Annotated in this window: 9 protein-coding genes; 3 read left to right on the top strand and 6 right to left on the bottom strand. The window is 72.7% G+C overall.

The window, feature by feature from the left end; translation table 11 throughout:
- The 5 genes from FQY64_RS04955 to FQY64_RS04935 all read right to left on the bottom strand — a co-directional run.
- Positions 1–213, bottom strand: a 213-nt coding sequence (locus FQY64_RS04955) for a hypothetical protein (protein WP_222431754.1), incomplete at its 3' end; no start/stop codon positions are given.
- On the bottom strand, positions 210–728 hold the full coding sequence (locus FQY64_RS04950) for an RNA polymerase sigma factor (protein ID WP_425476670.1): 519 nt from the start codon (positions 726–728) through the stop codon (positions 210–212). The genes FQY64_RS04950 and FQY64_RS04955, both read right to left, overlap by 4 nt.
- A 152-nt stretch (positions 729–880) precedes the next feature.
- Positions 881–2581 (bottom strand): vWA domain-containing protein, encoded by a 1701-nt coding sequence (locus FQY64_RS04945; protein WP_146472590.1) that lies wholly within the window; start codon positions 2579–2581, stop codon positions 881–883.
- A 79-nt stretch (positions 2582–2660) separates the two neighbouring features.
- Positions 2661–4679, bottom strand: coding sequence for a M14 family zinc carboxypeptidase (locus FQY64_RS04940; RefSeq protein ID WP_146472589.1), 2019 nt, complete (start codon positions 4677–4679; stop codon positions 2661–2663).
- Between the two features lie 71 nt (positions 4680–4750).
- The gene (locus FQY64_RS04935; protein ID WP_146472588.1) at positions 4751–6178 is read right to left on the bottom strand and encodes an aldehyde dehydrogenase family protein; all 1428 of its coding nucleotides are present in this window, start codon (positions 6176–6178) and stop codon (positions 4751–4753) included.
- 151 nt (positions 6179–6329) lie between these two features.
- Between FQY64_RS04935 and FQY64_RS04930 the strand changes: the two genes are divergently transcribed.
- Positions 6330–6815: a lysozyme inhibitor LprI family protein gene (locus tag FQY64_RS04930; RefSeq protein ID WP_186760857.1), complete on the top strand. Its 486-nt coding sequence runs from the start codon at positions 6330–6332 to the stop codon at positions 6813–6815.
- A gap of 449 nt (positions 6816–7264) precedes the next feature.
- Here the strand turns inward: FQY64_RS04930 and xseA are convergent, their stop codons facing one another.
- Positions 7265–8617 carry an exodeoxyribonuclease VII large subunit gene (gene xseA / locus FQY64_RS04925; protein ID WP_146472586.1) on the bottom strand — a complete coding sequence of 451 codons (1353 nt, stop codon included), beginning with the start codon at positions 8615–8617 and terminating at the stop codon, positions 7265–7267.
- A 236-nt stretch (positions 8618–8853) separates the two neighbouring features.
- Between xseA and ispG the strand changes: the two genes are divergently transcribed.
- Both ispG and FQY64_RS04915 read left to right on the top strand, forming a co-directional pair.
- On the top strand, positions 8854–10137 hold the full coding sequence (ispG, locus tag FQY64_RS04920; RefSeq protein ID WP_146472585.1) for a flavodoxin-dependent (E)-4-hydroxy-3-methylbut-2-enyl-diphosphate synthase: 1284 nt from the start codon (positions 8854–8856) through the stop codon (positions 10135–10137).
- Positions 10106–10861 carry a phosphatase PAP2 family protein gene (locus FQY64_RS04915; protein WP_146472584.1) on the top strand — a complete coding sequence of 252 codons (756 nt, stop codon included), beginning with the start codon at positions 10106–10108 and terminating at the stop codon, positions 10859–10861. The genes ispG and FQY64_RS04915 overlap by 32 nt, the downstream gene beginning before the upstream one ends.
- Positions 10862–11124 lie beyond the last annotated feature (263 nt).

The raw sequence follows: 11124 nt of genomic DNA, 5'->3' as shown, positions 1-11124 counted from the left end.
CGCGGTCCCGGCGCCGGTCAGCAGCGCCGGGGTCAGGCCGAACCACAGCGTCCGCCGCGCTTGGCGCGGCCGCGCGGCGGCCGCCTGGTGCGCGGCGCCGAGGATGCGCGCGTCGAGCGCCGGCGAGGGCCCGTCGTGCGGGCCCAGGCGCGCCAGCCGCTCGGCCAGCGCGCGCTCCTCGGGGCTCAGCGGTTCGACGGGACGCTCGTTCATTCGTGGAGTCTCTGCCGCAGCTTGTCGAGGGCATAGCGAAGCCGCGACTTCACCGTTTCCCGGCCGACGCCGGTGATCTGCCCGATCTCCTCCAGGCTCAGTTCGTGCTCCAGGCGCAGCAGCACCACTTCGCGCTGCTCCTCCGGCAGCGTCTCGATCGCCAGTTGCAACTGGCGGCGTTGCTCGAACTCGGACAGCTCGCGCTCGGGGTCGCTCGGGTCGGCCACCGCGGCGGTGCGCTGGTCGGCGTCTTCGGGCGCGGCGGGGCGGTACTGCATCGCGCGCCAATGATCGGCGAGGCGATTGTGCGCGATCCGATAGAGCCAGGTTCTGAACGCGGCGTCCGGCTTCCAGCCCTTGCCGGCGGCGATCACGCGCTGCCACACGTCCTGGAAGAACTCGTCGGCGAGCGCGGGGTTGCGCGTCTGCCGCAACAGGAAGCGGTACAGCGAGGCGCGGTGGCGGCCGTAGAGCATCTCGAACGCGGCGACGTCGCCGGCCGTCCAGGCCAGCATCAGCATCTCGTCGCTCGCGTCCGCCGCATTCACCCGCGGCAGCGTACGGGCTCGGCCGTTCGCCGGGAAGCCGGCGGCCGCCGGCCGGCCGTCGCGCGGCGGGCAGGCGCCCGCCGCGGCGACGGCCCGCGCGACCGCGGCGTCCGCCACGCTCACTCGCCGACCGCGACCCCGTCTGCGGCCGCGCCTTCCGCCACGGCGCGCGCCCGCTCGATCAACCCCACCAGCTCGCGCTGCTGCCCGCGCGCGTCCATCGTCCGCAGCGCGCGCGCCTCGCGCAGCGCGTCGTCCCAGCGCCAGCCGTCGATGTGCTCGCCGCCGCGCAGCAGGTCGGCGAAGGCGGCCACGGTCGCCGCCAGCCGCAGGCGCGGGCTGGCTTCGTGCGTCTGCTGCGCGCGCCGGATCGGCGTTTCGATCAGCCGGCTTTCGTCCTCGCCGGGGCGCTTGTAGCGCAGGCGCAGATGCGCGATCTCGCCCTGCGGTCCGCCGGCCGGCGTCTCGGCGCCGTAGCGCAGCGGCGGCAGACGCTCGGCGCCGCTGCCGACCGGGGTGATCTCGTACAGCGCGGTGACCTCGTGGCCGGCGCCGATCTCGCCGGCATCGACCCGGTCGTTGGCGAAGTCCTCGCGCGCGAGCAGGCGGTTCTCGTAGCCGATCAGGCGGTACTCGGCGACGTGGGCGGGGTTGAACTCGATCTGGATCTTGACGTCGCGGGCGATGGTGAACAGCGTGCCGCCCATCTGCTCCACTAGCACGCGGCGCGCCTCGTGCACGCTGTCGATGTAGGCGTGGTTGCCGTCGCCGACGTCGGCCAGCTTCTCGGCCAGCGCGTCGTTGTAGTTGCCCTCGCCGAAGCCGAGCGTGGTCAGCGCGATGCCGTGCCGGCGCTGGTCGGCCACCAGCGTCTCCAGCGCGCCGGGGTGGGTCACGCCGACGTTGAAGTCGCCGTCGGTGGCGAGGATCACGCGGTTGACGCCGCCTTCGACGAACGCCCGCTTCGCGGTGGCGTAGGCGAGCCGGATGCCTTCGCCGCCGTTGGTGCTGCCGCCGGCTTCGAGGTGCTCGATCGCCGCCAGGATCTCGCCGCCGCGGTCGCCGGGCGTCGGCGGCAGCACGAGGCCGGCGGAGCCCGCATAGGCGACGATCGACACCCGGTCCTGCGGGCGCAGCTGCTCGACGAGCAGCGCGAACGCGCGCTTGAGCAGCGGCAGCTTGTCCGGCGCCTGCATCGAACCGGAAGTGTCGATCAGGAACACCAGGTTGGCCGGCGGCAGCGCCGCCTTTGGCATCTCGTAGCCCTTGATGCCGATCATCAGCAACTGGCGCCTGCCGTTCCACGGCGCGGGCGCCAGCTCGGTGCTGACCCGGAACGGCACCTCGCGGCTGTCCGGCGCCGGATGGCCGTAGCGGAACGAATTCAGGAACTCCTCCGCGCGCACGGCATCGGCGGGCGGGCGCACGCCGTCGGCGAGCATGCGGCGCACGTTGCTGTAGCTGCCGGTGTCGACATCGATGGAGAACGTCGAGACCGGCTGCTCGCGGGCGCGTTGCACCGGATTGTCGCGGCGTTCGGCGTACTTCTCGGTGTTGGCCGGTTGCCAGTAGGCCGGTGCGGACGGCGGCGGCGCCGGAGCGGCGAGCTGCGCGGCCACCGTCGCCGGCCTGGCGGCGGCGTGGCCGGCGATCCGCGAGCCGCTGACCTCGATGCGGTCGAGCGCGCGTTCGGCCGCGGCTTCGCGCGGCTGCGGATCGGCCTGGGCGGCCTCGTTCCCGGTGCGCACGCTCTGGCACGCGGCCAGGGTGGCGGCGGCCAGCACGGACAGGGCGACGGGCAGGTATCGACGGTGCGGCATGGGCGTTCCCTCGTTGGAGTCGAGGGGGTGAACGCGCAGGGACGCGCAACGGGGTTGTGGCGCCTCGGGCGCGTCGCGCTCAGTAGTCGAAACGCAGGCTCCAGTGCGCGAGGTGGCCGGCATTGCCGGCCGCCTGGTCGGTCACGCGCAGCCGCCACGTGCCGTTGGCGCTTTCGCGGGAGGCATCGCGGAGGTAGGCGGCGACCAGGTCCGGCCCGCTTCCGCCGCGGTCGTGCAGGCGCCACACGGTCCCGCCGGGCGCGATCAGCTCCACGCGGAGCGCGCTGCGGTCCGGATGCCGGATCTCGACGTTCACCGCGAGTGCGGACGGCGCGGTGCCGCTCAGACCGGCGACCGCGAGCGTGCTGGTGGCGCTGCCGCGGTCGGGTACCGCGAGGTCGGTGCCGTTGGCGAAGCTGCGGCTGCCGGCCACCGTGAAGTGCACGGCGTCGGGCGTGCCGGCGCGGCCGCTGGCGTCGATGCCGCGCACGAACACGGCATGGCGGCCGGGCGCCAGTCCCGAGGTCGGCACCACGACGGACGCCCGCTCGCGCGTCGCGTCGAACGCGCCGTCGTCCGCCGTCATCGCGCGCGCGGTGGCGCCGGCCGTCCACGGTCGCTGGTCGAGGAACGCCTGCGCGGCGACGATGGCCTGGACCGGCTCGGTGCCGTTGCTCTGGTTGAAGACGCCGTCGTCGAGCGTCGCGCCGACCGTCACCGGCTGGCCGGCGTCCACGCGCGCGGGGGCGATGGCGATCGCGGTGGCGTCGGGGCCGGCGGGGTAGCCGTAGGGCGCGCGCAGATTGCGTGCCGCGTAGCGCAGCGCGGCGAGGTTGCGCGGCAGCGTGGTGCCCTCGAATGTCGAGCAGCTCTCGAAGAAGGCCACGCCCAGCTCGATCGTGTAGCTCGGCGCGCCGAGCGCGCCGTACATCGCGTCGGTGTTGGTGCCGTCGGCCACGTACAGCCCCGTCCACTGGCGCGGCGAGTAGCCGTTGAAGTACGCCAGCCGCCGCCCGAGCGTGCGCAGGGCGGTCGCGTTCGCGGTCGGCGCGGTGGTGTGCGACCACGGCCACAGCACCAGGCGCGAATAGCTGTGCAGATCGACGAACAGGCCGCGGTAGTCGGCCGGCGCGGCCGCGCCGACGGCATCGCCGCGGCGGTCGGGGAGCACGCCGCCGCGATGGACGCCGGAGGCGTCCGGCGTGCCCGCCACGTAGCGCATCAGATTCGCCGTTTCCGGCTCCGAACCGGGCAGCGGGCCGCGGTAGGTGCTGGCGCAGGGATTGCCGCTGGAGCCGCCGCTGGCGCTGTTCCAGCGATAGGGGAAGTTGCGATTGAGATCGACGCCGTACGCGCTCGCGCTGCAGGCGCCGTAGCTGGTGTTGACGTTCTTGCGCCACGACTGGCCGGCCTCGGCCTTCTTGCGTCCGTCGGGGTTGCCCTGCAGCACCAGATGGAAGCGGAAGCTGTCCAGCAGCCAGGTGGCCTCGCTGTCGGTGCCGTAGTTGAGCACCAGCCATTCGCCGAAGCGTGTCAGCAGTTCCGCCGGCGTGTATTCGCGGGCGTGCACCGAGGCGAACACGACCATGTTCGGCTTGTCGGTGAAGGTGGCGTTGGTGGCGGCGTTGGTCAGCCGCAGCACCCGCATGCGGTAGCCCTGCGCGGCATCGCGCGTGCGCAGCCAGCTCGGGCCGATGTCGATCACGCGCGCCAGGTTCGGATGCGCCGCGGCCAGCGCGTCCATCGTGGCGTAGGTCTCCTCGACCGTGCGGTAGCAGGCGTAGCCCGGAATCGACGCGATGCCGACGCCGCTGGCCAGCGCACGTTCGGCCTCGCGCATGCGCGCGGTGGCGGCGCGGTCGATCTCGACGCGGAAGCCGGCGCGGCGCAGGAAGCGGATGTCGTCGGCGGTCGCTTCCACCTGGACGGTGCGTGCGGCGCGGTCGACGATGGCGTGCTGGAAGCGCTCGCCGATGCGCTGCAGTTGCGCGGCGTCGCGGTAGCTCGCGCGGACGAACACCAGCGCGTCCTCATCGGGCGCAGCGGCCCCGGCGGTACCGGCCAGCAGCAACGCGAGCAGCAGAACGTACGTACGCATGAGGCGCCACCTCGCGGCCGGAGGGTGGCAGCCTGCCCGGGGCGGGGTCGATGCGATGCGAACCGAACGGCTCAGCCGCGCACGACCAGCAGCCGCGGCTCGGTCATGTCCTCGATCGCGCTGCGCACGCCCTCGCGGCCCAGGCCCGACTGTTTCACCCCGCCGTAGGGCATGTTGTCGACCCGGAAGCTCGGCACGTCGCCCACCACCACGCCGCCGACCTCGAGCGCATCCCACGCCCGCATCGCGTTAGCGAGCGAGGCGGTGAACACGCCCGCCTGCAGGCCGAAAGCGCTGTCGTTGGAGCGCTCGAGCGCCTGCTCGAAGCTGTCGACGCGTTCGAGGATCGCGACCGGGCCGAACGCTTCCTTGCGGTAGAGGTCGCAGTCGCGCGGCACATCCTCCAGCAACGTGGCCGGCAGCAGCGTGCCGCGCCGTTCGCCGCCGACGATGCGGCGCGCGCCGCGGGCGCAGGCGTCGCGCACCCAGGCTTCGATGCGCTCGGCCGCGCGCGCGTCGATCACCGGGCCGATGAAGGTGTCCTCCTCGCGCGGATCGCCCATCCGCAGCGCGGCGACCTTCGCCGCGAGCGCATCGCGCAGCGCCTCGTACACCGCGGCATGGACGATGATCCGCTGCACGCTGATGCAGCTCTGCCCGCTCTGGTAGTAGGCGCCGAACACCAGCCGCTCGGCCACGCGTTCGAGCGGCTGGCCGGGATCGGCATCGACGATGCACGCCGCGTTGCCGCCCAGCTCCAGCACGACCTTCTTGCGCCCCGCGCGCGCCTTCAGTTCCCACCCGATCGATCCTCCGGTGAAGCTGAGCAGCGCGATGCGCTCGTCCTCCACCAGCGCGGACGCATCCTCGTTCGTGCACGGCAGCACCGAGAATGCGCCTTCCGGCAGGCTGGTCTCGCTCAGCACCTCGGCGATGATGAGCGCGCCCAGCGGGGTGTCGAGCGCCGGTTTCAGCACGAACGGGCAGCCGGCGGCGATCGCCGGCGCGACCTTGTGCGCCACCAGGTTGAGCGGGAAGTTGAACGGCGTGATGAAGCTGCACGCGCCGACCGGCACCCGCTTCGTCATCCCGCGGTAGCCGCGCGCGCGTTCGGACACCTGCAGCTCGATCACCTCGCCGCCGATGCGCGTGGCTTCGCCGGCGGCGATGCGGAAGGTGTCGATCAGCCGCGCCACCTCGCCGCGCGCGTCGCGGATCGGCTTGCCGGCTTCCTGGCACAGCGCCAGCGCGAGTTCCTCCGCACGATCCTGGAAGCGCCGCACGCAATGCTCCAGCACGTCGCGCCGCGCATACGGCGGCATCGCCGCCATCGCCGCGCGGGCCGCATGCGCCGCCGCGATCGCACGCTCGACCGCCGCGGCATCGGCGAGCGCCACGTGCGCGACGCATTCGCCGCTGTATTTGTCGTGCACCGCGAGATCGTGGTTGGGTGCGAACGGGCGGTTGGCGAGATAGCAGGGCAGGGTGGGGATGGACATGACACGGCTCCCGCGGCAGGCGGTCGTTATAGCGCGGGGCGTGGTGGGTTTCGATCAACCGCAATCTTGGCGGCTCGCTCCACGCGCCCCGTATGATGCACGCCGCCCAGGGACGCCAAGGAGGCGGGTGATGCTAGGGTTGGAGAAGATGATGGGAAGCGTGCTGCTGGCGGGCGCGTTGGCCTCGTGCGGGACGGTACGCGCGATGGACGTCGCGCCGGCGGATCGGATGCCCGATGACGCGGCCTGCCGGACTGCCGGCTTCTATGCCGAGCGCGAAGCGTGTCATTCGAAGCTCGATGCGCGCCTCTGCGCGTCGAGCAGGCTCTGTTCGACATATCGCGCCATGCATGAGGCGGAACGACGTCTTGCAGCGCTCGAATCGAGGCTTCTGGATAACGCGTCGGCGGCGTATGCGTCGTATCGTGCGTCGGATCCCGACTACCTTGTCGACCTCGAGCGCGCCTTCCTGCAAGGCAGGGACGCGTGGCGCGCCTATCGCGACCGGCACTGCGAGAGTGTCCCCCTGCTGCAGGGGATGAGCCGGGCGGAAGCAGAGGGGCTGACCGAAGCGTGTCGCCTCGAGGTCACCCAGGCGAGGGTGAAGGAGATCGAGGCGCTGCTGGAAGCATTCTGAGCGAACAGGGAAGGCCGCCCGGCAGATCGACGTCAAGTGAGAGCGCGTCGGTTGAGATCGGTCGCGATCCCCGCGCCGCAGGAGGTGAATCGCGATCGCCCGAGCGATGCGGCATGCGTGGTGGGATGGCCAAGGGGGTGGCGGGTCGCGCAAAAGCCTCTGCTGCAGGACGGAAAAGGCGGGTCAAGACCCGCCCTACGCGCCGAGTGCGTAGGTTGGGCTGAGCCGAAGGCGAAGCCCAACGTCCCGCGCCACGCGGTGGGCTTGGCGATGCGATGTTGGGCTTCGCTGCGCTCAGCCCAACCTACGAAAACGGCAGGACGGAAAGAACGGTAGGGCAGGACCCGCCTTACGGCTGAAGCGGGAGACGGCGGGTCGAGACCCAACCTGTGCGCTACGCTGCCGGCGCATCTGCTGCGGGACGAAAAAACGGCGGGTCGAGACCCGCCCTACGGCGACTGCGATTCGCGGGCGAGCACGTTGAGGGTCAGGTGGCCGTCGGCCACGCGCGCGCGCAGGGCGTCGCCGGGTTGCACGTCGTCGATGCGGCGCACGACGTGGCCGTCCTCGCGCTGCAGGATGGCGTAGCCGCGGGCGACCGTGGCGAGCGGGCTGACCGATTCGAGCGAACGTGCCAGCGAACGCAGGCGCAGCGCGTCGCCCGCCAGGCGGCGTGCGATCGCCGCCTGCGGGCGCATGCCGACCGCAGCCAGCCGTTCGCGCAGGCGCGACAGCCGGCGCTGCGGATGGTGCGCGCGCAGGCAGGCGTCCGCGTGACGCAGACGCGCGCGCTCGCGTTCGAGCCGTCGCTGCAGCGCGGCGTCGAGCCGGCGCAGCGCCTCGGCCTGCCGCCGGCACATCAGCTCGATCCGCGCCTGCGGCCGCAGCGCGTGCAGCCGCAGCGCGGCGCGGTCGGCGCGCTGCATCGCCGCGCGCAGGCGGTGGCGCTGCAATGCGTCGAGCCGCTGCGCGATCGCCTGCAGCCGGCGCGCGAGGTCGTCGCGGTGCGGCACCAGCAGCTCGGCGGCGACGCTCGGCGTCGGCGCGCGCATGTCGGCGGCGAAATCGGACAGGCTGGTGTCGATCTCGTGGCCGACCGCGGACACCACCGGCACCGGACAGGCGGCGATCGCCCGCGCCAGGCGCTCGTCGTTGAACGCCCACAGGTCCTCCAGCGAACCGCCGCCGCGCGTCACCAGCAGCACGTCGTAGCGGCCGCTCGCCGCCGCACGCTGCAGCATCGCCACGATCTGCGCCGCGGCGCCATCGCCCTGCACCGGCACCGGCAGCACGTCGACCTCGGGCAGCGGGAAGCGGCGCGCCAGCACGCTGAGCACGTCGCGCACCGCCGCGCCGGTGGGCGAGGTGATCACGCCGATGCGGCGGGCGAACGCCGGCAACGGCCGCTTGCGCGCGGCATCGAACACGCCCTCGGCGGCGAGTTTGGCCTTCAGCGCCTCGAACGCGCGCCGCAGCGCGCCTTCGCCGGCTTCCTCGAGGTGGTCGAACACCAACTGGTAGTCGCCGCGCGCCTCGTACAGCGTCAGCCGCCCACGGCCGAGCACGCGCAGGCCCTCGCGCGGCTGGAACCGCAGCCAGGTGCTCTTGGGCCGGAACATCGCGCAGCGGATCTGCGCGCGCTCGTCCTTCAGCGTGAAGTAGAGGTGGCCCGACGACGGCCGCGAGACGTTGCCGAGTTCGCCTTCCACCCACACCAACGGGAACGCGCCTTCCAGCAGGTCGCGCGCCAGCGTGTTGAGCTGGCTCGGCGTGAGGATCTCGCGGGGCGTGTCGGCGTGCATCGGAGCGGGCGGAACGGGGCCGGCCACAGTAGCGCCGGGCGGGCGTGGTGGGAAGGTTGCGGGGCGGGGTTGGCCACGGATCTGCGCGGATGAACGCGGATGGAGGATCCCGGCGGGCGGGAGTCTTTGTCGGCGCGGTCGACGGCGCTGATCCCGCTTGCGCGGGGATGACGGGCGGGGACTGCGTGCCTCGCCCGCCCCGCCTCGCGCGGGGCGCCTGCGCCTACAATGCGCGGATGAACGCCGTCGCCCCGCAGCACACGCCCTCCGTCGCCGCCACGCTCGAGGAATGGGCCTTCGGCCCCGCGCCGCGCAGGCCCACGCGCGCGGTGCGGATCGGCGGGGTGACGATGGGCGGCGGTGCGCCGGTGGTGGTGCAGTCGATGACCAACACCGACACCGCCGACGTCGCCGCGACGGCGAAGCAGGTGGCCGAACTCTGGCGCGCCGGCTCCGAGCTGGTGCGCGTCACCGTCAACACCCCCGAGGCCGCCGCGGCGGTGCCGCGCATCGTCGAGCGGCTGGCGATGATGGGGGTGGAGGTGCCGATCATCGGCGACTTCCACTACAACGGCCACCAGTTGCTGGCGAAGGAACCGGCCTGCGCCGAGGCGCTCGCCAAGTACCGCATCAACCCCGGCAACGTCGGCTTCGGCAAGAAGAAGGACGTGCAGTTCGCGCAACTGATCGAGTTCGCGCTGCGTTACGGCAAGCCGGTGCGGATCGGCGCCAACTGGGGTTCGCTCGACCAGGAGCTGGCCGCCGCGCTGATGGACGAGAACGCCCGGCGCGCCGAGCCGTGGGACGCCGGCCACGTGCTGCGCGAGGCGCTGATCCGTTCGGCGCTGGACTCGGCCGCGCGCGCGGTCGAGCTGGGGCTGCCGGCCGACCGCATCGTGCTGTCGGCCAAGGTGAGCGGCGTGCAGGAGCTGATCGCGGTGTACCGCGAGCTCGCCCGGCGCGGCGATTACGCGCTGCACCTCGGCCTCACCGAGGCCGGGATGGGCAGCAAGGGCATCGTCGCCTCCGCGGCGGCGCTGGCGGTGCTGCTGCAGGAAGGCATCGGCGACACCATCCGCATCTCGCTCACGCCGGAACCCGGGCAATCGCGCACGAACGAGGTGATCGTCGCCCAGGAACTGCTGCAGACGATGGGCCTGCGCGCGTTCACGCCGATGGTCACCGCCTGCCCGGGCTGCGGGCGCACCACCAGCACGTTCTTCCAGGAACTGGCCAAGCGCGTGCAGGAGCACGTGCGCGCGAAGATGCCGGAATGGAAGATCACCCACCCCGGCGCCGAGAACCTGACGCTGGCGGTGATGGGGTGCGTGGTGAACGGGCCGGGCGAATCGCGCCACGCCAACATCGGCATTTCGCTGCCGGGCACCGGCGAGGCGCCGGCGGCGCCGGTGTTCGAGGACGGGCAGAAGACGGTGACGCTGCGCGGCGAGAACATCGCCGACGAGTTCATCGCGCTCATCGACCGCTATGTGGAACGGCGATACGGCGCCGGAGCCTGACGACGCCGCGCCCACGCGCGCCGCGTCGCGCAGGCTCGCGCGCGAGCTGCCCGCCTTCCTGCTGCCCTGGCTGCGCCGGCGTCTGCTGCGGCTGACGCTGGTGTTCGTCGGCGTGCTGGCGCCGATGTGGGCGTTCGCCGAGCTGGCCGACGAGATCCACGAGCGCGAGACGATCGGCTTCGATGCGCCGCTGCTGCTGCTGGCACGGTCGATCGCGACCCCGGAGCTCGACACCTTCTTCGTCGCGGTCACGCGCATCGGCTACCTGCACGGCGTGGTGCCGTTCGACGTCGCGCTGGTGCTGATGCTCGCAGTGTTGCGGCGCTATCGCGAGGCGGCGTTCGCTGCGATCGCGCTGGGCGGTTCGGCGCTGTTGAACGTGCTGACCAAGTACGTGTTCGCGCGCGAGCGGCCCTCGCTGTGGGAGTCGATCGCGCCGGAGATGACCTTCAGCTTCCCCAGCGGCCACGCGATGGGCTCGGCGACGCTGGCGTGGGTGTTGGTTCTGCTGGCGTGGCACACGCGCTGGCGCGGCGCGGTGCTCGCGCTGATGGCGGTGTTCGTGCCGCTGGTGGGCTTTTCGCGCGTCTATCTGGGCGTGCATTACCCGTCGGACATCGTGGCCGGCTGGGCGGCGGCGAGCATCTGGACGGTGGGGGCGTATCTGGTCGCGTTCCGCGCGCGCCGTCCGTGGCGTCTGCACGGCGGGCGCCGCGGGCGGTAGCTGCTGGCGCCGCTCCGGCAGTCGCTCCCGCGTTCGCGCCCGCGCTCGTCTCGCATCCGACGAGCGGTCGCCGTGCGCGGCGATTCCGCTGCGGCCGCCTGCGGCCCCGCATCCCGCGAACCGCATGGCGCGCCATGGTCGAGTCGGCCACGGATGAGTGTTGCGACGCGGCGAGCAATCGCCGGGCGATGCGCCTAAGGTCGCCGGGCGTGCCGATGGAAGGGGCCCGTCGGAGCGCCGGAAGCCCCCGCTTCCGCCCGTTC

This window comes from Vulcaniibacterium thermophilum, from assembly GCF_007923255.1.
Classification (GTDB): Bacteria; Pseudomonadota; Gammaproteobacteria; order Xanthomonadales; family Xanthomonadaceae; genus Lysobacter_F; species Lysobacter_F thermophilum.
Note: the sequence above shows the minus strand (reverse complement) of the source record. Positions and strands in the feature narration are given on the sequence as shown.

Bases quoted from the DNA above. Each gene is read 5' to 3' on its own strand.
- FQY64_RS04950 (WP_425476670.1), bottom strand. From the start codon at position 728: ATGCTGGCCTGGACGGCCGGCGACGTCGCCGCGTTCGAGATGCTCTAC.
- FQY64_RS04945 (WP_146472590.1), bottom strand. From the start codon at position 2,581: ATGCCGCACCGTCGATACCTGCCCGTCGCCCTGTCCGTGCTGGCCGCC.
- FQY64_RS04940 (WP_146472589.1), bottom strand. From the start codon at position 4,679: ATGCGTACGTACGTTCTGCTGCTCGCGTTGCTGCTGGCCGGTACCGCC.
- FQY64_RS04935 (WP_146472588.1), bottom strand. From the start codon at position 6,178: ATGTCCATCCCCACCCTGCCCTGCTATCTCGCCAACCGCCCGTTCGCA.
- FQY64_RS04930 (WP_186760857.1), top strand. From the start codon at position 6,330: ATGGGAAGCGTGCTGCTGGCGGGCGCGTTGGCCTCGTGCGGGACGGTA.
- xseA (WP_146472586.1), bottom strand. From the start codon at position 8,617: ATGCACGCCGACACGCCCCGCGAGATCCTCACGCCGAGCCAGCTCAAC.
- ispG (WP_146472585.1), top strand. From the start codon at position 8,854: ATGAACGCCGTCGCCCCGCAGCACACGCCCTCCGTCGCCGCCACGCTC.
- FQY64_RS04915 (WP_146472584.1), top strand. From the start codon at position 10,106: ATGTGGAACGGCGATACGGCGCCGGAGCCTGACGACGCCGCGCCCACG.